This window comes from Clostridium beijerinckii HUN142 (genome assembly GCF_000621745.1).
Lineage (GTDB): Bacteria > Bacillota > Clostridia > Clostridiales > Clostridiaceae > Clostridium > Clostridium beijerinckii_A.
Genome location: NZ_KK211337.1, coordinates 152,341 through 173,358 on the forward strand (window position 1 = coordinate 152,341; position 21,018 = coordinate 173,358).

Below are 21,018 nucleotides of genomic sequence, written 5' to 3' on the forward strand. Positions count from 1 at the left end.
AGGTAGAAAATGGGAATAAAGTTAATAAACATAGGCTTTGGGAATATAGTCTCTGCTAATAGATTAGTTGCAATTGTGAGTCCTGAATCAGCACCTATTAAAAGAATTATTCAAGAAGCAAGAGATAGAGGTATGTTAATAGATGCGACTTACGGAAGAAGAACTAGAGCAGTAATAATAACAGATAGTGATCATGTTATTTTGTCAGCAGTTCAACCTGAAACAGTAGCTCATAGATTATCTACAAAAGATGATATGGCAGTTGATGAGGATGATGAATAATGATTACTAAAGGTAGAGGTCTATTAATAGTTATATCAGGACCATCTGGTGCTGGGAAAGGTACTATATGTAAAAGGTTTATGGAAAAGAATGAGGATGTTACTTTGTCTGTGTCAGCTACTACAAGAGCTCCAAGAGTAGGAGAAGTAGAAGGCATTAATTACTTTTTTATGTCAAAAGAGCAGTTTGAAGAAAAGATAGAAAGTAATGATTTCTTAGAATATGCAGAAGTGTATGATAATTATTATGGTACACCAAAATCTAACGTTGAAGAGATGTTAGAAGATGGGAAAGATGTTATTCTAGAAATAGATATACAAGGTGCATTGAAGGTAAAAGAAAACACAAGAGAAGGTGTTTTTGTATTCATTCTTCCGCCATCTATGGAAGAATTAAAACAAAGAATTATTAATAGGGGAACTGAAACTCAAGAATCTTTAATGAAAAGATTTAAATCAGCATATAAGGAGATAAATTTTATTTCTAAATATAATTATGCTGTAGTAAATGATAAAGTAGAAATAGCTGTAGAAAAGCTAGAGGCTATAATATCAGCTGAAAAATGCAGAGTAGATAGAATAAAAGATAGTATATTAGATTCAAAGGAGGGAATTATTCATGAACAACTCTATGATTAGTCCATCAGTAGTAGACTTATTAGAAAAGATACATGACAGATATTCTTTAGTAATTTTAACATCAAAGAGAGCTAGACAAATAATAGAAGGTGCAGAACCTCAGATTTCAATAAAATCAAATAAACCTTTAACAATTGCAATAAATGAGGTAGATCAAGATGCAGTTGAATTTGAAATTTTAGAAGAAGGTCCTAAGTAAGATGAAAAAGAATTTAGTGTTGGGCGTAAGTGGCGGAATTGCAGTATATAAGGCATTAGAAATTGTAAGTTTACTTGTTAAAAGGGATATTAATGTTAATGTAATTATGACAGAATCAGCTACTAAATTTGTAACACCATTATCATTTCAATCTTTAAGTCAGAATATGGTTACATGTGATATGTTTTCAGAACCTAAAGCTTGGGAAATTCAACATATAAGCTTAGCAGAAAAAGCAGATTTGTTCTTAGTAGCACCTGCTACAGCTAATATAATAGGTAAGGTTGCAAATGGTATAGCTGATGATATGCTTTCAACTACAATCATGGCAACTAAGGCAAAAGTGATTTTTGCGCCTGCAATGAATACTAATATGTATGAGAATCCTATAGTCCAAGAAAACATTAAGAAATTAAAGTCGTTTGGATATGAATTTATAGACCCAGCTGAAGGTAGACTTGCCTGTGGAACAAGTGGCAAAGGTAAACTTGAAAGTCCTGAAATTATTGTTGACAAAGTTTTAATGGAATTAAATAAAGATAAGGATTTGTTAAACAAAAATGTTGTAGTAACAGCAGGGCCGACTATAGCGCCTGTAGATCCTGTAAGGTTTATTACAAATAGATCAACTGGAAAGATGGGTTATGCTATAGCGAAGGAAGCACGAAATAGAGGAGCTAATGTGACTTTAATATCTGGGCCAACATCCATAGCAGCTCCAAGGGATATAACTGTTATAAATGTTTCAACAAATGAAGAGATGAAAAATGAAGTTACGAATATATTTGATGAAGCAGATATAGTAATAAAGTCAGCTGCGGTTGCAGATTATAAGCCTAAAAATTATAGTACACAAAAAATAAAGAAAAGCGATGGAGAGCTATGTATAGAATTCATTAGAGATAATGATATTCTAGCTGAGCTTGGAAGCAAAAAGAAAAATCAAATTCTGGTAGGATTTGCGGCTGAAAGTCAAGAGTTAAAAGACAATGCTATGTCAAAACTACAAAGAAAAAATTTAGATTATATTGTAGCAAACGATATAACAGCAAGTGATACTGGGTTTGCCTCAGAAGATAATAAAGTAATAATCTTGTCTAAAGAAGGTAAGGAAATTTACTTAGATAAGATGAGCAAAGAAAAAATTGCAACGAACTTATTTGATATTATACTTGAGAAGCGCTAGAAATTTGCGCTTCTTTTATTAATATTGGAAATACTTATACATGTAATACATAAATGAAAATATATGTATAAGTATGAAACAGTTACGATATGTTATCCTTAGATAAGAAAAGTTAATTACCTAATATTGAACATTATTAATATAAGATTGGATGTGAGGTGGTAGGTATAAATATTATGTATGCTGAAATAATTATAAATAGTGATGCTTTGGAAATAGATAAGCCATTTACATACAAAGTACCTAGTGAGCTTCAAGAAAAAATAGATGTAGGATTTAGAGTTAAAGTACCTTTTGGCCCTAAAAGCAGACCGATAGAAGGCTTTGTATTTTCAATATTACAAGAAGATGATTTAATTAATTTCAATTATAGAGTGAAAGAAATTTTAGGTATATGTGACGATTATGCTATATTAACAAGCTATGATATGGAGATAATTAGATTTTTAAGAAGTAAGTATTTATGCAAATTTATTGATGCGATTCGTCTTATGATTCCTGTTGGGATCATGAAAGGATTAAGAGAAAAAAAGAAAAAAGTAGTGTTAGTGAATGAGGAAATACAAGCTGATCAGTTTGATAAGGAAAATTATAAAAAATTATATGATTTTATAGCTAGCAATAATGGGATTTATACTAAGACAGAAATCATAAACAATGGGTGTTTTTCTTTATATTTACTGAATAAGTTAATAGAAAAAGGGATACTAAAAACAGAAGAACAAACAGTATTTAGATACAACACTCGGATATATGATACTGATAGTAATAAGATACTTACAAAAGAACAAGAGAATTGTCTTGATACAATTTTAAATGGCTCAAATCAAAAATATTTAGTAAAAGGCGTTACGGGGTCAGGAAAAACAGAAGTATATATAAGATTAGTTGAAGAAATGCTAAGGCAAAATAAAAGTACAGTTGTTTTAGTGCCGGAAATTTCATTAACGCCTCAAATGATTGAACGATTTAAAGGTCGATTCGGTGAAAATGTTGCACTTTTTCATAGTAGATTAAGCGATGGTGAGAGATTTGATGAGTGGTATAGGGTAAAGGAAGGAAAAGCTAGATTAGTTATAGGAGCACGAAGTGCCTTGTTTTTACCACTTCAAAATCTTGGTCTTATTATAATTGATGAAGAACATGAAAATACATATAAATCAGAGCATAATCCTAAATATCATACTAGAGAAGTAAGCGAGTTCATATGCGAAATTAAAGGCTGTAAGTTAGTTCTAGGATCAGCAACTCCGAGCGTTGAAAGTTATTATAAAGCTATTAGAGGCGAATATAAGCTGATAGAAATGCATAAAAGAACTAATGGAAAAGAAATGCCGCATATGGAAATAGTCGATATGAGGGAGGAATTAAAGAATAAAAATTTGTCATTGTTCAGCAGAAAACTGTTAGCTGAAATAGAGGCAACTTTAAGAAATAAAAAGCAAATAATTTTATTTCTTAATAGGAGAGGTTATTCAACATTTATTTCGTGCAGAAGCTGTGGATATGTATTTAAATGTCCAGAGTGCGATGTTTCTATGACATACCATAAGAATGGATATTTAATATGTCATTACTGTGGCAGGGCAGAGAAATCAAAAACTGTTTGCCCAAAATGTAATAGTAAATATGTAAAATTTTTTGGTGCAGGAACAGAACGAGTTGAATTAGAAGTGAAAAGATATTTTCCCAAATCAAGAGTAATAAGAATGGACGTTGATACTACACGACATAAGAATTCTCATGAATCTATTTATAATTGTTTCAAGAATGGAGAAGCAGACATTTTAATTGGAACACAAATGGTATCAAAAGGATTAGATTTCGAGAATGTTACACTGGTTGGAGTTTTAGCGGCAGACATGTCTCTAAATTTACCGGATTATAGAGCATCTGAAAGAACATATCAAATAATAACACAGGTCGCAGGTAGGTCCGGAAGAGGTGAAGATGATGGTAAGGTAATAGTTCAAAGTTATACACCAAACCATTATAGCTTAAAGTTTGCTAAAGAAGAGGATTATGAATCTCTATTTAATGAAGAAATAAAGATTAGAAGGTTGATGGGAAATCCTCCTTTTGGTAAAATATTATTAATTGTTGGATCTTCAAAATTTGAAGAAAAATTAACAAAATTTATGTATACTTTAGAAGCGGATTTGAAAAAATTAGTAGTAGATGATCTTACTATTCTCGGACCAGTTCCTTGTATAATTTCTAAGTTAAAAGAAAATTATAGATGGCAGATAATAATAAAAGGGAATTTTGATGATGGGTTTAGTGAAAAAGTTAAAGATACACTTTATCTATTAAATAAGAGTGTATATAATGAAATAAGGGTTAGTATAGATATTAATCCTAATAATATGACATAGGGGGAACACAAAATGGCATTAAGAAATATAAGAAAATATGGTGATGACGTATTAAGAAAGAAATGTAGAGAAGTTGATAAAATAGATGCTAGATTATTAACATTAATTGAAGATATGAAAGAAACTATGTATGAAGCTGATGGTGTTGGTCTTGCAGCTCCTCAAGTTGGAATATTAAAGAGACTATTTGTTGTAGATATTGGAGATGGGCCATTAGTATTTATTAATCCGGAAATAATAGAAACAAGTGGGTCTCAAATAGATGAGGAAGGATGCCTTAGTTTACCAGGAGAAACAAAAGAAGTTATGAGGCCTAATTATGTTAGAGCAAGAGCTTTAAATGAAAAGGGAGAAGAATTCGAAATAGAAGCTGAAGAATTACTTGCGAGAGCTATATTGCATGAATATGACCATTTAAATGGTACTTTGTTTATAGATAGAGTCAAGGGTGCTTCAAAAAAATAAATACTGATAGGAGGATAATATAATGAATATAGTATTTATGGGTACTCCTGATTTTGCAGTTCCTTCTTTGCAAAGAATGATTAAAGAGTATAATGTTACTGCTGTCCTTACCCAACCAGATAAACCAAAGGGCAGAGGCAAGAAAATGGCGTATTCTGCAGTTAAAGAAGAAGCATTAAAACATGAAATCCCAATATACCAGCCAATAAAGCTAAAAGATGATAGAGATTTAATAGAGAAATTAAAAGAATTAAAACCAGATTTTATTATAGTAGTGGCATTTGGACAAATTTTGACTAAGGAAGTACTGGATATACCTAAGTATGGATGTATAAATCTTCATGCATCATTACTTCCAATGTATAGAGGTGCAGCACCAATAAATTGGGCAATAATAAATGGTGAAAAGATGTCTGGAAATACTACAATGCTTATGGATGTTGGGTTAGATACAGGAGATATGATCCTTAAAGATGAAGTTGAAATTCCTAATAATATGACAGCTGGTGAATTACATGATATATTAATGAGTAGAGGAGAAGATTTACTTGTAAAAAGTATAGAAGGAATTTCTAAAGGAGATATAGTTGTAGAAAAGCAAGGGGATGAAACTTTTTATGCCAAGATGCTCGATAAGAATATTGCCAATATAAATTGGAATAAAAGTGCTGAAGAGATTCATAACCTAGTTAGAGGACTAAATCCATGGCCAATTGCTTACACTGATTATAATAAGGAAAGAATGAAGATATATGAAACAGAAGTTCTGAAAGAAAAAAGCGTCAGAGAACCTGGTACTATCATAGATGTAAGCAAGGATGGAATAAAAGTTGCATGTAAGGAAGATGTTCTCATAATAAAAAGAGTACAGTTTCCTAATGGTAAGCCTTTGACAATAGAGCAATATATTAATGGACATGAAATAGAAAAAAATATAATTTTACAATAATGGAGTTGATGTTTAATGCATTTTTATCCGTTTTTTGATCCAACAATGATATTATTAGTTCCGGCTATAATAATTTCATTTTGGGCTCAATCCAAAATTAATAGTGCTTATAGTAAGTATAGCCAAGTAAGAACAATAAATGGATATACTGGTCAACAAGTTGCAAGAATGATGTTAGATGAAGCTGGGCTGTTTGATGTTAGAATAGAATTGATAAATTCAAAGCTTGGAGATCATTATGATCCTGCAAGTAAAATCCTTAGACTATCCCCAGAAGTATATTCAGGTGGATCTATTTCTTCAGCAGGCATAGCTGCCCATGAGGTTGGGCACGCATTGCAGCATAAAGAAAGGTATGCTCCATTAGTAATAAGAAATTCCATTGTGCCAATTGTAAATATTGGCTCAAATGTATCATGGATGTTATTCTTTGTTGGGATATTATTAGGCTTTAAGGGATTAACTACACTAGGAATAATTTTATTTTCTGGAGTGGTGATTTTTCAGCTAATAACATTACCAGTAGAGTTTGATGCATCAACTAGGGCTTTAAATATATTAAAGTCAAGAGGAATATTATATGGTGACGAAACTAAAAGTGCACAAAAGGTTTTAGATGCAGCAGCAATGACATATGTAGCTGCAACGTTAATGGCAGTATCACAATTAATAAGATTAATTGCTATAAGCAATAGAAGAAATGATTAAGTAAAGAGGTAGCGTATGAATTGTAGAAAATTAGCAGTAAAGATATTAGGTAGAGTCTTAAATGAAGGGGCTTACTCTAATATAGTATTAGCAAAAGAGTTAAATGAATCAGAATTAAGCGATAAAGATAAAGCATTATTAACTGAAATTGTATATGGAGTTTTAAGAAGAAAAAAAACGTTAGACATTATAATTTCAAACTTTATCAAAGATATTAAGTTAATGAACAAAGATATTTTAAACATTTTAAGAGTAGCAATATACCAAATGAACTTTTTGGATAAAATACCTAGTTATGCTGCTTGCAACGAAGCAGTAGAAGAAGCAAAAGAAATATCTGAAAATGACTCGAAATTAGTAAATGGAATACTTAGAAATTTTACGAAAAATCCTGATGATATTGAAGTTTTAGGGAATAAAATCGATGAATATGCTTATAAGTTTTCATTTGAACCTTGGATGATAAGACTTTTAATAAAACAATATGGTGAAAATGTGTCAAAGAAAATAATGTCTGGATTAAATGCAGTTCCACAAGTAAGTGTTAGAGTAAATGAAATTAAAGCAGACTATGATGATGTTTTTGAAAAATTAGAAGAACTTGAATATGAGGTTGAAGAAGGTTCTATTTGTCCAGAAGCAATTTGCATAAAAGGTGGTAAATCTATAGAAAATAATCCACTATTCCAAGAAGGTAAGATCACAGTTCAAGATGAAAGCGCAATGATCATAGCACCATTATTAGAATTGGAAGAAGGAATGATAGTTACAGATTTGTGTAGTGCACCTGGTGGTAAAACTACGCATATAGCTGAAATACTTCAAAACACTGGAAAAGTATTGGCTTACGATCTTCATGAGTCTAAACTTGGATTAATAAAAGAAAATTGTGAAAGATTAGGTATAACTAATGTTGAAGTTAATACAAGTGATGCAACTAAATTAAACCCAGATTTAATAGCATCTAGTGATAGAATTTTAATAGATGTTCCTTGCTCAGGACTTGGAATTATAAGAAAGAAGCCGGAAATAAAATGGAACAAAACAAGAAATGATTTAAGAGAAATTATAAAAGTTCAAAGAGATATAATGGAATGTGCATGGATGTATTTAAAAGATGATGGAATAATGATATATTCAACTTGTACATTAAATAAAGAAGAAAATGAAGAAAATATTGAGTGGTTTGTTAGCAGACATAAAGACTGTAGCGTGAAAAGGATCTTTATTGGTAAACAAGATAACTTAGTATACAATAGAGATGGTTCTCTAACTATTATGCCAAATGAAAACATGGATGGATTCTTTGTGACTAAATTAGAAAAAAGACAATAGTAGGTGAATAAATGAACAATTTGCTAGATTTTACTTTGGAAGAACTTAAAGCATGGATGAAGGAAAATGGTGAAAGTGCATTTAGAGGTCAACAAATATTATCATGGATTTATAAAGGTGTTAAAGAATTCGATGATATGAAGAATATACCAAAGCCATTAGTACACAAACTAAAAGAAAATTTTTTTGTAGGCATGCCAAAGATAATAGAAGTATATAAATCTAATATAGATGGTACAGAAAAATTCTTGTTAGGATTTACGGATGGAAATTTAATAGAATCTGTACTAATGAGATATAAGCATGGAAATTCCATATGCATATCCACTCAAGTTGGGTGTGCAATGGGATGTAAATTTTGCGCATCTACAATTGAAGGTAAAGTTAGAAATCTTACAACTGGAGAAATTTTATCGCAAATTATGGTTGTTCAAGATTATATCAATGAGAGAATTTCTAATATTGTATTAATGGGAAGTGGTGAACCACTTGATAATTATAATAATGTTATAAAGTTTTTAGAAATAGTTTCTGCTGAATATGGATTAAATATTGGGCAGAGACATATAACATTATCTACTTGTGGAATTGTACCAAAGATATACGAATTAGCAGATAAGGAGCTCAGCATAACCGTAGCTATATCATTACATGCATTTAGCGATGATAAGAGAAAAGAGATTATGCCTATAGCTAATAGGTATAGCATTGAGGAAATATTAGAAGCTTGTAGATATTATATAAGTAAGACTAATAGGAGAATCACATTTGAGTATGCACTAGTGAAAGACGTGAATGATGGCAGAGAGGATGCAAAAGCATTAGGTAAATTATTAAAAGGTATGCTTTGCCATGTTAATTTGATACCAGTAAATGAAATAAAGGAAAATACATATAAGAGGTCTTCAAAAAAGGCGATAGAAGATTTTTCAGAAATACTAAAAAATCATGGAATAGAAGTTACTACAAGACGTGAAATGGGAAGTGACATTAATGCAGCATGTGGACAACTTAGAAGAAGTTACATAAATACCCAAGAAATAGAGGGGAGAGTAAAATGGTAGGTTTAGTTAGTGATGTTGGGTTAAGGCGAACATTAAATGAAGACTCTGCTTCGTATTTAGAGAAAGAAGAATTTAAGATTTATGTAGTTGCAGATGGCATGGGTGGACATAATGCGGGAGAAGTTGCTAGTCAAATGGCTGCAACGAATATTGTTGATTATATAAAAGAAAAATTTTCTTCTAGTAGAGTAGAAAATTTACTTGTAGAAGCTATAGAAAAAGTAAATAAAGATATATTTACTTTTTCTAACACTAGCGAAAATTTAAGTGGAATGGGAACTACTGTTACAACCTGTTTTATGACTAAAAATTTTATACAGGTTGCAAATGTAGGTGATAGTTGTTGTTTTGCAGTTAAAAATAATGAGATTAAAAAGATTACTAAAGATCATTCTTTAGTACAAGAACTTGTTGATATTGGGAGTATAAGTGAAAAAGAGGCGGAAAATCACCCTAAGAAGAATATTATTACGAGAGCATTAGGAACTAGTATTAATGTAAATGTAGATGTATTTCAATTAAAGAACAGTGAATATGATTTTTACATATTGTGTTCAGATGGATTGACAAATGAATTAACTAAAGAAGAGATTCTACAAGTCGTCACTGAGGAAGAAAGTTATGTAAATATTGCTAATAAACTTGTATACTTGGCAAAGAAAAACGGTGGCAGAGATAATATAACAGTATTGTTGTTTGGAGGAGAGATGTAGTATGGATGGAATTGTACTTGGAAACAGATACGAGTTGTTAGAAAAAATAGGAGAAGGCGGAATGTCAGAAGTATTTAAGGCTAGATGCAATAAATTAAACAGATTTGTTGCAGTTAAAATACTTAAGAAGGAACTTTGCGACAATCCTGATATTGTAGAAAAATTTAAAGGTGAAGCAACAGCTGTTGCAGCTTTGTCTGACAATAACATAGTAAACATACTTGATGTAGGAACACAGGATGATATAAATTACATTGTAATGGAATATGTTAAGGGAAAAACTCTAAAGGATATTATAAAACAAGTTGGAAAAATGAATTATGAAACGGCTATATCAGTTGCAATTCAGATAGCTAAAGCTTTGGATTGCGCACATAGAAATAATATAATCCATAGAGATGTAAAGCCACAAAATATTCTAGTAACAGAAGATGGAGTTATGAAGGTAACTGATTTTGGAATAGCAAAATCATCGAATTCTGAAACTATTACAAATACTAGTACAATAATGGGATCTGCCCATTATCTTTCTCCAGAACAAGCAAAAGGAAATTTTATTGACTGTAGAACTGATCTATATTCATTAGGAGTTGTATTATATGAAATGGTTACTGGAAATCTCCCATTCCAAGCAGATACTGCTGTAACTATAGCTTTAAAACATCTTCAAGAAGAAGTTGTTCCGCCAAAAAGTATCAATTCCAAAATTCCTGAGAGTTTAAATCAATTAATTTTAAAAGCAATGCAAAAAGAACCTGTTAAGAGATATCAGACTGCTAAGGAAATGATCTCAGATCTCCAAAAAATAAAAGATGATCCTAATGCCAAGATAGATAAAGAAGATGACAATGATCATACAATAATAATGTCAGCTGTAACTGAACAGATATTAAAGCAAGAGGAAAAGCTGCCTAATAAAAAAGATGACGACTATGAAGATGAAGACGATGATGATTATTACTACGAAGACGATGAAGATGAAAAAGGCAGTAGAATAAACAAGAAGAGAATAATGAAAATAACGATGGGAGTAGTTTTAGCATTACTGTTAATAGTTTTAGGTGTTGCAGCGTTTAAAATGATTAGTTCTGCTACTGCTAACGGTAAAGAAGTTCAAGTTCCCGACATAGTAGGAAAAAATGTAGATGATGGAAAGAAAGCACTTGACGCTTTAAATCTAGTTTTAGTAGAAGGTGGAACTGAGGCGAGTGATCAGCCAGAAGGAACGATTCTTAAAATGAATCCAGATGCTGGAACTAAAGTTAAGGAAAAAAGTCAGATTAGGGTCATTGTAAGTGGAGGAGCAACAAAACTTAAGATGCCTGATTTGAAGGAGTATGATATAGATACAGCAACTACTATTTTAAAATCTTTTGGACTTAAAATTAGTGACAAAAGTGAAGATTTCAGTGATAGTGTACCAGAAGGACAAATAATAAGTCAAACTCCTAAAAAAGATACTGAGGTAACAGCAGATGATAAAATAACAGTTGTTGTAAGTAAAGGGCCGAAAGTTAAGACGACAAAAGTACCTAGTGTAGTGGGTAAAGACCAAGATACAGCTACAGGTGCATTACAAGATGCTGGTTTACAAGTATCTGTAAATTCCCAAGAAACACAAGATGAAAGTCAAAATGGTAAAGTTTTAAAACAAACAGGAGAAGGCAATAGAGTAGAGCAAGGAACTACAATTGTTATAACAGTTGGTAAATATGTTGCAAAACAAGATCCGCCTGTAACTAATAATCCTACCCAAGGAAATACTAAGCCAGGTGGAAGCGGAAGTACTCCTGATAAAAATTCCGGAGGAACAGGAACAGGTAGTGGTACTACTACCGATACACCAGGAAAGACTAATACGCCAGGTACAACTAACCCTACAGGTCCATGGGATGATACAAATAATAGCCAAAACAATACCCAAACTAAAACATCAAATCAAAATCATCAATAATAAAGCAAGGAGAGGTTGATAAAAACCTCTCCTTCTATGATATATTTGTATTTGATCTACATTAAATCACTAAAAAGAAAATATAATATGATAGAAAATATTAATTAAAAAAGCTTGATATATATTGCAATTGAATTTGCCACATTCTAGTTATATTTGAGCAATTAGCTTACTATAATTTTGAATGTAAATATATTATTGCGGTGTATATATTGATATTGTATGGAAAAATATTAAAATTTATTTTATAAGTTATGGAGGAAAATTATGAATGGAAAAATAATAAAGGGTATAGGAGGCTTTTATTATATTAAGACAGATGAAGGCTTAATAGAATGTAAAGCTAGGGGGAAATTTAGGCATAAAGACATAAAGCCTATGGTAGGGGATGATGTTACAATTAAGATGGAGAATGGAAAAGGCGTTATTGAAGAGATACATACAAGAAAATCTCAATTGATTAGACCTACTGTATCAAATGTTTCTTTAGCATTTGTTGTTTTCGCAGTTAGAAATCCAGACATAAATTTTGATTTGTTAAATAAGTTTTTAATTCTATGTGAATATAATAACATTGAGGTTATAGTTTGTTTAAATAAAATAGATTTAGTATCAGAAGAGGAAAGAGAAGAAATAAAAAAGCGAATAAATGTCATAGGTTATGAGGTTCTCTTTATAAATGCTAAAAAAGGAATAGGAATAGAGAGATTAGAAGAAAAAATTAGAGGAAATATAACAGTTTTTTGTGGACCATCAGGAGCAGGAAAGTCAACATTAATAAATAAACTTTCAAATAAAGAACATATGGAAACTGGAAATGTTAGTGAGAAGATTGGAAGAGGAAAGCATACTACAAGGCATAGTGAGTTAATTGATGTAGCAGATGGATATATTGTTGATACTCCAGGATTTTCTACACTTGAAATAAAAGATTTAATGGATAAAAATTCTTTAAAATATTGTTTTCCTGAATTTACACAGTATAATGATAAGTGTAAATATAGGGGGTGTTTACACTATAAAGAACCAAATTGTGCTCTAAAAGAGGCTGTAGAAAGCGAAGAAGTCAATAGATATAGGTATGAATTTTATATAAGAGCATTGGAAGAAATAATTGAGGAGGAAAAAAATAAATGGTAAAGATCGCACCATCAATATTATCAGCAGATTTTTCAAAGTTAGGAGAAGACATAGAAAGAATAGATAAGGGAGGAGCAGATTTTATTCATATAGATGTAATGGATGGGTCTTTTGTTCCTAATATATCTTTTGGATTACCAGTTATAAAGTCTATTAGAAATAGAACAAAAAAGGTATTTGACGTTCATTTAATGATAAATAATCCATCAAATTACATAGATGCTTTTATAGAGGCTGGAGCTGATATAATCACAATCCATCATGAGGCAGATAAACATATAGATAGAACAATTAATTATATTAAATCAAAAGGAAAAAAAGCCGCAGTTTCTTTAAATCCAGGAACTCCAACAAGCGTATTGAAAGATTTAATACCAAGTCTGGATATGGTCTTGATAATGTCTGTTAACCCAGGATTTGGTGGACAGAAATTTATATCTTATTCTTTGGATAAGATCAGAGAGATAAAAGAACTTAGTGATAGATTAAATCCAGAGCTTTTAATAGAAGTCGATGGAGGTATTGATAAGACAAATGTTAAATCTGTCATAGAAGCAGGCGCAAATGTAATTGTTGCAGGTTCAGCAGTATTTAATGGTGGAGAAATTAACGAGAATATAAAAGCTCTAAGGGGGTAATAATTTGAATGTTGCAATTGTAACTGGAGGAAACCCACCTTCAGAAAAGTTACTAAGGGAATATATTAGTAAAGTGGAGTTTATAATAGCAGCTGATAAGGGAAGTGAATGCCTTTATAACTATAATATTATTCCGGACTTGCTTTTAGGGGATTTTGATTCGGCAAAAAGGGAAATTTTAGACACTATGAAGTTAAAGGTTAAGGAAGTTTTGGAATTTCAACCAGAGAAAGATTATACTGACACTGAAATTGCAGTTATGGAAGCAATAAAAAGAGGTGCAAAAAAAATATATTTATTTGGGGCGACTGGAACTAGAATGGATCATACGCTAGGAAATATAGGCCTTATGCTAACTACGAAAAAAAAGGGCGCTCATTTAGAAATATTGGATGACAATAATAGACTTTACCTTGGAGAACATAAAATGAGGCTATATGGCCAATATGGTGAGAATATATCATTTCATGCACTAAGTGATAAAGTAAGTAAACTTGAAATTAGTGGAGGTAAATATAATCTGCCAAGTTATGATTTGGGGTTATTAGATCCGCGAGCTATATGTAATGAATTTATTGATACGCCAATAGATATAACATATGAAGAAGGGGAGTTATTAGTTATTCATTCTATAGATTAAATATTCATGAACTTATTAAAATATTTTTTATATTTAAAAGTGGAACATTTTGAGCAGTAACTGAATATTAATATAATAAGACGGATTAAATTTTCATTTTAATTTTGAACGTATTAATAGTTAGGAGGATTCATAATGAAAATAATAGCTTTTAAATTACCTAAGTTTCTATCTAATATAATAAAGTTCTTTAGAAAAAAAAGCTAGAGTACATAAGGTATAGTTTAGTTTTAGGCTTTCTAAATAGCTTTAGGCATAATCAAAAAAATAACAAGTCCATCTGCCAAGCCTATTTTCCATCATGCTTCATCAACAGATTGCACTAATAGGCTCGCTATGAGCCCAATCTGCTTCTTCGCCTGATGAAAAATAATCATGGCATTTTAGACTCGTTATTTTCTTTCATATGCCTTAAAAATAAAAAATGCAATTGGGATAACAATTGCATTTTTTATTATGAACTTATATTGCTCTTTGAACCTTTCCAGATCTAAGGCATCTTGTACATACATGAACAGTTTTTGGTGTTCCGTTAACTAAAGCTTTTACTTTCTTTATGTTAGGAGCCCAAGTTCTCTTTGATTGACGATGTGAATGGCTATAGCTTACTCCAGCTACAACACCCTTATCACAAATTTCGCATCTTCTTGCCATTAGAAAACACCTCCTTATATTCCAAAGATAATCATCTTCAATAGGACAGTGTAAATTATATCATAGGAAAATATAATAGGCAAGATAAATTATTAATATAAATTAAAAATTATGTATTGCAGTTAATATAGGGTTCTGCAATGAGAGTGAAACTTATGTGAATCTCTGCCGAAATAGGGCATATATTTGTTCCATAGGACTATAAAAATTTTGATCTCAATTATGTTTTAAACCCTTTCTCTAGGGAAAGACTTTATAGAGATAGCTATTTAAATATAGAGAAATACTTTTATCCTTAGTTAGAAGTTTTTAATTGTAATTTGCACTAGTATTATATGTGAGTATTTTATTTAAAGGTAAAAAGATGTTTGTCGTGATCATTAGGGGTAAGGAGTCATAAGGAAAGAGGAATGCTTTTAGTTTTACGTAAAAGTTTATAATTGTGTTTAGCATTCTTTTTATATGTGCATGTTTTTTAGAGACGAGATGATTTTGATTTGCTTGCTGTTTTTTGTGGGGGGGGATGGTCTTAGTTCCACTTAATAAGTTCAGAATTGTGCTTTGCACTCTTTTCATATGTGCGTGCTTTTTTTATGGAAATGATTATAGTCGTAGTTTACGCTTTTTTCTAGGGGGAATGATCTTGGTTGCGCTGCGCGCTTTTTATAGGTGTATATTTTTTGAATACTTGAATAAAATATTGTTCTAATATAGAATATAAAATAAGATATAAATATAGAATAGAAAATAAGAGATAAGAATTTAGGAGGAATATGGATGGTTGGATTTTCAAACGAAAATGGTAATATAAATTATTCAGAAGAAGTTCTAGCTAAAATTGTTGGATTATCCACAATGGAATGCTATGGAGTAGTTGGAATGGTTTCTAAAAATGCTAGTGAAGGATTTTGGGAACTTATAGGTATAGAAAATTTTAGCAAGGGTGTAAAAATACAGCTAACAAGTGAGAAAAAATTACAAATAGAATTGTTTGTAATGGTTGAATATGGAACAAAGATATCGGTTATATCTAATAATATAATTCAAAAAGTACGTTATAGTGTTGAAAATTACACAGGACTTAAGGTGTCATCTATAACAGTAAATGTGCAAGCGGTTAGAGTTTAGGAGGTTAAACTAAATGGAATATACAAAGATAAATGGCCATGATTTTTATAACATGGTTGTGAATGCTAGCAATAAATTGCTAGAGCAAAGTGATTTCGTAAATGCACTTAACGTATTCCCTGTTCCAGACGGAGATACTGGAACTAATATGTCCATGACGTTTAAGGCTGCAGTTAAAGAGATAGAAGGTATGGATACTGATTCTATAGGAGAAATGTCAAAAAGATTAGCTAAAGGTGCTCTAATGGGAGCTAGGGGTAACTCTGGTGTTATATTATCACAAATCCTTAGAGGTTTTTCTAAAGGCCTAGAAGGAAAAAAAGAAGCGGATATTAAAGAATTTGCAGTAGCCTTTTCAGAGGGATCAAAGTCAGCATACAAGGCAGTAATGAGGCCTACTGAAGGTACTATACTTTCCGTAATCAGGGCGGCTGCTGAAGCAGCGGTATCATCTGATGCTAAAGATATAGTTGGCTTTATGGAAGAGATAACAGTTAAAGCAAAGGAAATGTTAGATAGAACTCCAGAATTATTACCAGCACTAAAAAAAGCTAAAGTAGTTGATTCTGGAGGAATGGGTCTTTATATTATACTTCAAGGTATGTTTGAAGCATTAAAGAATGATATTAAAGCTGAACTAAGTGATATAAAGATAAGTGGTGCAAATGGCACTTTAGCTAAAGCTACAGAGGAAATTGATATAAAATTTGGTTATTGCACTGAATTTATAATACTTGGTGATGCTAAACGCGCACAAGACTTCCAAAATCAGATAGAGAGTCTTGGAGACTCGATGATAGTTGTTGGATATGATGATGTTATAAAAGTGCACATACATACTAATGATCCTGGCTTGGTGTTATCAAAAGCAGTTGCTATAGGGGAATTATCAAAGATAAAGATTGATAATATGCGAGAAGAGCATAGAGAGCTATTAATCAATACTAAGGAATTAACAGAAAATTCATCTTCAGATGAAAGTGTTGACGATGAGAAGAAAAAGTATGGATTTATAACAGTTGCTATGGGAGATGGAATTTCAAATATCTTTAAGGACTTAGGAATAGATCATGTCATTGAAGGTGGTCAGACAATGAATCCATCCACTCAGGATATTTTAGATGCTGTTGAGAAAATAAATGCCGAACATATTTTCATTATGCCGAATAATAAGAATATAATTATGGCAGCTAATCAAGCAGCAGAAATATCAAGTAAAAATATATTAGTAGTACCTACAACAACTATTCCTCAAGGAATAGCATGTGCTACAATGTTTAATTATGATTCTGAAGTTGAAGAAAATTTCACGAATTTAAAGGATGCAATTGAAGTAGTTAAAACTGGTTCGGTGACTTATGCAGTTCGTGATACAGAAATTGATGGGATAGATATTAAACAAGGAAATATGTTAGGAATTGTAGAAGGTAAAATAAAAGAGGTAGGCGAAGACAAGAAGGATGTTGCCGGTAAAGTCCTAGAGGATATGATAGATGATGAAAGTGAACTTATTACTGTATATTATGGTGAAGATGTAAGTGATGAAGATGCAAATGAATTCGAGGTTGAGTTAAAGGAAAAATACGAAGACTTAGATATTCAATTTTATAAAGGAAATCAACCACTATATTACTTTTTAATATCAGTAGAATAAAAAATAGTAAGGGCGCCTAATGCTAGGTGCTCTTATTATTTAGGGAGGAGGAGAAGGGTGTTGGATATATATAGCAATATTTCAACATTAAAAGGAGTAGGCCCGAAGGCCACAGAAAAATTAAATAGATGTGGAATTTTTAATATATTAGATATTCTGTTATATTTTCCAAGAGATTATGAATTTGTAGATAGTAATGTGGAATTTGAAAATATTACAGGAGAAGACAAGCAAATTTTAAAGTGTAAAGTTATTAGATTTAGAGGCGATGTAAAAACTAAAACTGGTAAATTATTAACCACTATAGAATTTGATTATAATGGATATAAAGTATCTGGAAAGTGGTTTAATCAAAGGTATATAAAAAACTCTTTTAAAATAGGAGTAATATATAATTTGATGGGTAAATTTAAAAGGATAGGAAGTACTTTAGAGGTTGTTAATCCTATGGTCACATGTGAAGAAGCGATTTCAAGTGAGATCATCCCTAAATATCCTCTAAAAGGTGATATAAGCAATAAGTTGTTTGAAAAATTAATTAACGAAATTTTGTCCAAGATGACTGTTAAAGAGAATTTGCCTCAAAAAATACTAGATAAATATTCTTTAATTTCATTAAATGAAGCTATCAGAAGTGTGCATTTTCCGGATAATAAGGAAGTGTTAGAAAAGGCTATAATAAGACTTAAATTTCAGGAATTATTTACATATTCACTAAAACTACTGCTTCTTAAACATAAAATTAAAAAAAATAAAGATGGTATATTATTTCAATGGGTAGATGAACTTGGTTTATTTAAAGAGAAGTTACCATTTCCTCTTACTAACGCTCAAACAAGAGTTATACGTGAAATATTAAGAGATCAAAAATCAAACTCATCAATGAATAGGCTTATACAAGGGGATGTTGGTAGTGGAAAGACAATAATTGCACTTATAGCTATTTTTAATGTCATGAAAAATGATTATCAATGTGCATTTATGGCTCCGACAGAGATTCTTGCCAATCAACATTTTGAAGAGGCGAAAAAAGTTTATAATGAATTTAATATAGAAATTGAATTATTAACAGGAACAACTTCGGCAAAAGAAAAGAAACGAATTAAGGAAAGAATTAAAACTAAAGAACCGATTTTAGTGATAGGGACTCATGCACTTTTTCAGGACGACGTAGAATTCGGAAAGTTAGGACTAATAGTAACTGATGAGCAGCACAGATTTGGTGTTGAGCAAAGGAGTAAACTTATAAACAAGGGAAAAAGGGCTGATTGTTTAGTTATGACAGCTACTCCGATTCCAAGAACTTTGGCATTATATCTATACTCAGATCTCGATGTATCTATAATTGACGAGCTGCCACCTGGTAGAAAGAAAATAGATACTAGATTTTATGCTGATAATCAAAGAGATATAGCTTATGATTTGGCATATGATGAAATAAAAGGCGGTCGACAAGTATATATAGTATGCCCTCTTATTGAGGAAGATGAAAAAGAGGAATTAAATTCGGTAGAAACCTTATACAATAAACTTACAAGTGGAATTTTTAAGGAATTAAATGTTGAGATACTCCATGGAAAGATGAAAGGCTCTGAAAAAGATGAAATAATAAAAAGATTTAAGAATAATGAAGTTAATGTTCTAATATCAACAACTGTAATTGAAGTAGGCGTTAATGTTCCTAATGCATCTGTAATGATTGTTGAAAATGCAGAGAGGTTTGGATTGTCGCAGTTACATCAGCTAAGAGGTAGAGTTGGAAGAGGCCAGTATTCATCTTATTGTATATTGATAGCAAAGGCTAAAAGTAATGTGACTAAAAAGAGGATGCAGATAATGACAGAGTGTAGTGATGGATTCTTAATATCAGAAAAGGATCTGGAACTCAGGGGCGCAGGAGAGATGTTTGGTAAGAAGCAAAGTGGTGATGAAGGGTTTGTGCTTGCAAATCTTTATGATGATATAAAGATTTTAAGGTGTGCTAAACTGGAGGCAAATAATATTTTGCAAAACGAATTTGAGGTAAATAGAGAAATAATTAGTGAACTTAGTAAAAATTTGGAAAAAAGTAGTAAATATATTTGCTTTAATTAATTTGAAATATTATGTATAGATATGTTAATATATAAAATATATAGCATAGACATATAAAAATAATAAATCTAGTGTTCTGATGAGGAGTGCAAGCCTCATTTAAATCAGGTTTTAATTGATATCATATGTCTGAAGGAGGAATAAAATTTTGAGAATAATAGCAGGAAAAGCAAGAGGACATAAATTAATACCTCCAGCTACAATGGAAACAAGGCCGACATTAGACAGGGTTAAAGAGGCTATGTTTAGTTCAATTCAAATGTATATACCAGAGGCAGTAGTTGTAGACGTTTTTGCTGGAACAGGAAGCCTGGGATTAGAAGCGGCAAGCAGAGGGGCAAGTGAAGTTTATTTATTTGATAAAAGCTCTGTGACTTTTCCTTTGTTGAAGGAAAATGTAGAAAGTCTCAAGTTCCAAGATTTTTGTTTTCCAATGAATATAGATGCTTATGAAGGCTTAAAGAATCTTGCTAATAAGGGAAAGAAATTTGACATAATATTTATTGATCCACCTTATTGTAAAGAAATGATTCCAGAAGCTATGAAAATTGTTAAGGATAATGAAATACTAAAGAATGATGGAATAATAGTTACTAAAATAGATACTATTGAAGAAATTTATGAAGGGTATAAAGATATAAAGTTAACAAAGAGTAAGAAGTATGGAAATACAACAGTATGTTATTACAGGTATGAGGAGAAATAAGAAATGAGAGTTGCAGTATACCCTGGAAGTTTTGATCCTATAACTAATGGCCATCTAGATATTATAAAAAGAGGAGCAAAGGTCTTTGATAAAGTAATAGTTGCGGTATTAGTTAATGTTGATAAGAAATATCTTTTTGAAAGCAACGAAAGAGTTGAGCTTATAAAAAGAGTGACAAGAGATATTGGAAATGTTGAAATAAGAAGTTTTGATGGACTTTTAGTTAATTTCTTAAAAGAATGTAAGACTAATATAATATTAAAGGGATTAAGAACAGCTTCTGATTTTGAGTATGAGTTTCAAATGGCATTTATTAATAATGAATTAGATTCGAATACTGAAACTGTATGTATGATGTCATCATCTAAAAATATACATATTAGTTCCTCAACTGTTAAGCAGGTGGCAAAGTTTGGGGGAGATATTAGTGGACTTGTTCCCAATGAAATTATTTCAGATATAATGTCTAGAATAAATCTATAAATGGTCATTTTCT

The 21,018-nt window shown here is 31.2% G+C and carries 21 protein-coding genes; 20 read left to right on the forward strand and 1 reads right to left on the reverse strand.

Translation table 11 applies throughout. From position 1 onward, the window contains the following. Positions 1 to 9: 9 nt before the first annotated feature. The 15 genes from remA (at position 10) to T483_RS0124440 (ending at position 14,286) form a co-directional block, all read left to right on the forward strand. Positions 10 to 282, forward strand: a complete 273-nt coding sequence (remA, locus tag T483_RS0124370; RefSeq protein WP_011968480.1) for an extracellular matrix/biofilm regulator RemA — start codon at positions 10 to 12, stop codon at positions 280 to 282. Continuing rightward, positions 282 to 920 carry a guanylate kinase gene (gmk, locus tag T483_RS0124375; protein WP_026889168.1) on the forward strand — a complete coding sequence of 213 codons (639 nt, stop codon included), beginning with the start codon at positions 282 to 284 and terminating at the stop codon, positions 918 to 920. Before remA ends, gmk begins: the two co-directional genes overlap by 1 nt. Beyond that, positions 901 to 1,119, forward strand: a complete 219-nt coding sequence (rpoZ, locus tag T483_RS0124380; RefSeq protein ID WP_026889169.1) for a DNA-directed RNA polymerase subunit omega — start codon at positions 901 to 903, stop codon at positions 1,117 to 1,119. Before gmk ends, rpoZ begins: the two co-directional genes overlap by 20 nt. A 1-nt stretch (position 1,120) precedes the next feature. Beyond that, complete coding sequence (coaBC, locus tag T483_RS0124385; RefSeq protein WP_026889170.1) at positions 1,121 to 2,305, forward strand: bifunctional phosphopantothenoylcysteine decarboxylase/phosphopantothenate--cysteine ligase CoaBC; 1,185 nt, start codon at positions 1,121 to 1,123, stop codon at positions 2,303 to 2,305. Between the two features lie 176 nt (positions 2,306 to 2,481). Next, on the forward strand, positions 2,482 to 4,680 hold the full coding sequence (gene priA, locus T483_RS0124390; protein ID WP_026889171.1) for a primosomal protein N': 2,199 nt from the start codon (positions 2,482 to 2,484) through the stop codon (positions 4,678 to 4,680). A gap of 12 nt (positions 4,681 to 4,692) precedes the next feature. Further along, complete coding sequence (gene def, locus T483_RS0124395; RefSeq protein ID WP_026889172.1) at positions 4,693 to 5,145, forward strand: peptide deformylase; 453 nt, start codon at positions 4,693 to 4,695, stop codon at positions 5,143 to 5,145. 22 nt (positions 5,146 to 5,167) lie between these two features. Beyond that, positions 5,168 to 6,094: a methionyl-tRNA formyltransferase gene (gene fmt / locus T483_RS0124400; protein ID WP_026889173.1), complete on the forward strand. Its 927-nt coding sequence runs from the start codon at positions 5,168 to 5,170 to the stop codon at positions 6,092 to 6,094. A 15-nt stretch (positions 6,095 to 6,109) separates the two neighbouring features. Further along, positions 6,110 to 6,802: a zinc metallopeptidase gene (locus tag T483_RS0124405; protein ID WP_026889174.1), complete on the forward strand. Its 693-nt coding sequence runs from the start codon at positions 6,110 to 6,112 to the stop codon at positions 6,800 to 6,802. A gap of 15 nt (positions 6,803 to 6,817) precedes the next feature. Beyond that, entirely contained in the window at positions 6,818 to 8,137 is a 1,320-nt protein-coding gene (gene rsmB / locus T483_RS0124410) for a 16S rRNA (cytosine(967)-C(5))-methyltransferase RsmB (RefSeq protein ID WP_026889175.1), read from the forward strand. An 11-nt stretch (positions 8,138 to 8,148) separates the two neighbouring features. Continuing rightward, a complete protein-coding gene (gene rlmN, locus T483_RS0124415; protein WP_026889176.1) occupies positions 8,149 to 9,201 on the forward strand; it encodes a 23S rRNA (adenine(2503)-C(2))-methyltransferase RlmN in 1,053 nt (350 codons plus the stop codon). Beyond that, complete coding sequence (locus T483_RS0124420; RefSeq protein ID WP_026889177.1) at positions 9,195 to 9,914, forward strand: Stp1/IreP family PP2C-type Ser/Thr phosphatase; 720 nt, start codon at positions 9,195 to 9,197, stop codon at positions 9,912 to 9,914. Before rlmN ends, T483_RS0124420 begins: the two co-directional genes overlap by 7 nt. A 1-nt stretch (position 9,915) precedes the next feature. Beyond that, positions 9,916 to 11,868: a Stk1 family PASTA domain-containing Ser/Thr kinase gene (gene pknB, locus T483_RS0124425; protein ID WP_026889178.1), complete on the forward strand. Its 1,953-nt coding sequence runs from the start codon at positions 9,916 to 9,918 to the stop codon at positions 11,866 to 11,868. A gap of 267 nt (positions 11,869 to 12,135) precedes the next feature. Then, positions 12,136 to 13,008, forward strand: coding sequence for a ribosome small subunit-dependent GTPase A (rsgA, locus tag T483_RS0124430; RefSeq protein WP_026889179.1), 873 nt, complete (start codon positions 12,136 to 12,138; stop codon positions 13,006 to 13,008). After that, positions 13,002 to 13,646 (forward strand): ribulose-phosphate 3-epimerase, encoded by a 645-nt coding sequence (gene rpe, locus T483_RS0124435; protein ID WP_026889180.1) that lies wholly within the window; start codon positions 13,002 to 13,004, stop codon positions 13,644 to 13,646. Before rsgA ends, rpe begins: the two co-directional genes overlap by 7 nt. Before the next feature lie 4 nt (positions 13,647 to 13,650). Continuing rightward, complete coding sequence (locus tag T483_RS0124440; RefSeq protein ID WP_026889181.1) at positions 13,651 to 14,286, forward strand: thiamine diphosphokinase; 636 nt, start codon at positions 13,651 to 13,653, stop codon at positions 14,284 to 14,286. A gap of 462 nt (positions 14,287 to 14,748) precedes the next feature. Here T483_RS0124440 and rpmB read toward each other — a convergent pair whose 3' ends face one another. Beyond that, positions 14,749 to 14,940: a 50S ribosomal protein L28 gene (rpmB, locus tag T483_RS0124445; protein ID WP_008424849.1), complete on the reverse strand. Its 192-nt coding sequence runs from the start codon at positions 14,938 to 14,940 to the stop codon at positions 14,749 to 14,751. Positions 14,941 to 15,717: 777 nt separating this feature from the next. On the opposite strand from rpmB, the gene T483_RS0124450 reads away from it, so the two are divergent. The 5 genes from T483_RS0124450 to coaD all read left to right on the forward strand — a co-directional run bounded on the left by T483_RS0124450 (position 15,718) and on the right by coaD (position 21,005). After that, a complete protein-coding gene (locus T483_RS0124450) occupies positions 15,718 to 16,068 on the forward strand; it encodes an Asp23/Gls24 family envelope stress response protein (protein WP_026889182.1) in 351 nt (116 codons plus the stop codon). A 13-nt stretch (positions 16,069 to 16,081) separates the two neighbouring features. Next, positions 16,082 to 17,722: a DAK2 domain-containing protein gene (locus T483_RS0124455; protein WP_026889183.1), complete on the forward strand. Its 1,641-nt coding sequence runs from the start codon at positions 16,082 to 16,084 to the stop codon at positions 17,720 to 17,722. 60 nt (positions 17,723 to 17,782) lie between these two features. Next, on the forward strand, positions 17,783 to 19,816 hold the full coding sequence (recG, locus tag T483_RS0124460) for an ATP-dependent DNA helicase RecG (RefSeq protein WP_026889184.1): 2,034 nt from the start codon (positions 17,783 to 17,785) through the stop codon (positions 19,814 to 19,816). Between the two features lie 148 nt (positions 19,817 to 19,964). Then, positions 19,965 to 20,522, forward strand: coding sequence for a 16S rRNA (guanine(966)-N(2))-methyltransferase RsmD (gene rsmD / locus T483_RS0124465; protein ID WP_026889185.1), 558 nt, complete (start codon positions 19,965 to 19,967; stop codon positions 20,520 to 20,522). A gap of 3 nt (positions 20,523 to 20,525) precedes the next feature. Further along, complete coding sequence (coaD, locus tag T483_RS0124470) at positions 20,526 to 21,005, forward strand: pantetheine-phosphate adenylyltransferase (RefSeq protein WP_026889186.1); 480 nt, start codon at positions 20,526 to 20,528, stop codon at positions 21,003 to 21,005. Positions 21,006 to 21,018: the final 13 nt, after the last annotated feature.

What these genes read in the sequence shown, in the direction of transcription:
- remA (WP_011968480.1), top strand. Translation starts at nt 10, where the DNA reads ATGGGAATAAAGTTAATAAACATAGGCTTTGGGAATATAGTCTCTGCT.
- gmk (WP_026889168.1), top strand. Translation starts at nt 282, where the DNA reads ATGATTACTAAAGGTAGAGGTCTATTAATAGTTATATCAGGACCATCT.
- rpoZ (WP_026889169.1), top strand. Translation starts at nt 901, where the DNA reads ATGAACAACTCTATGATTAGTCCATCAGTAGTAGACTTATTAGAAAAG.
- coaBC (WP_026889170.1), top strand. Translation starts at nt 1,121, where the DNA reads ATGAAAAAGAATTTAGTGTTGGGCGTAAGTGGCGGAATTGCAGTATAT.
- priA (WP_026889171.1), top strand. Translation starts at nt 2,482, where the DNA reads ATGTATGCTGAAATAATTATAAATAGTGATGCTTTGGAAATAGATAAG.
- def (WP_026889172.1), top strand. Translation starts at nt 4,693, where the DNA reads ATGGCATTAAGAAATATAAGAAAATATGGTGATGACGTATTAAGAAAG.
- fmt (WP_026889173.1), top strand. Translation starts at nt 5,168, where the DNA reads ATGAATATAGTATTTATGGGTACTCCTGATTTTGCAGTTCCTTCTTTG.
- T483_RS0124405 (WP_026889174.1), top strand. Translation starts at nt 6,110, where the DNA reads ATGCATTTTTATCCGTTTTTTGATCCAACAATGATATTATTAGTTCCG.
- rsmB (WP_026889175.1), top strand. Translation starts at nt 6,818, where the DNA reads ATGAATTGTAGAAAATTAGCAGTAAAGATATTAGGTAGAGTCTTAAAT.
- rlmN (WP_026889176.1), top strand. Translation starts at nt 8,149, where the DNA reads ATGAACAATTTGCTAGATTTTACTTTGGAAGAACTTAAAGCATGGATG.
- T483_RS0124420 (WP_026889177.1), top strand. Translation starts at nt 9,195, where the DNA reads ATGGTAGGTTTAGTTAGTGATGTTGGGTTAAGGCGAACATTAAATGAA.
- pknB (WP_026889178.1), top strand. Translation starts at nt 9,916, where the DNA reads ATGGATGGAATTGTACTTGGAAACAGATACGAGTTGTTAGAAAAAATA.
- rsgA (WP_026889179.1), top strand. Translation starts at nt 12,136, where the DNA reads ATGAATGGAAAAATAATAAAGGGTATAGGAGGCTTTTATTATATTAAG.
- rpe (WP_026889180.1), top strand. Translation starts at nt 13,002, where the DNA reads ATGGTAAAGATCGCACCATCAATATTATCAGCAGATTTTTCAAAGTTA.
- rpmB (WP_008424849.1), bottom strand. Translation starts at nt 14,940, where the DNA reads ATGGCAAGAAGATGCGAAATTTGTGATAAGGGTGTTGTAGCTGGAGTA.
- T483_RS0124450 (WP_026889182.1), top strand. Translation starts at nt 15,718, where the DNA reads ATGGTTGGATTTTCAAACGAAAATGGTAATATAAATTATTCAGAAGAA.
- T483_RS0124455 (WP_026889183.1), top strand. Translation starts at nt 16,082, where the DNA reads ATGGAATATACAAAGATAAATGGCCATGATTTTTATAACATGGTTGTG.
- coaD (WP_026889186.1), top strand. Translation starts at nt 20,526, where the DNA reads ATGAGAGTTGCAGTATACCCTGGAAGTTTTGATCCTATAACTAATGGC.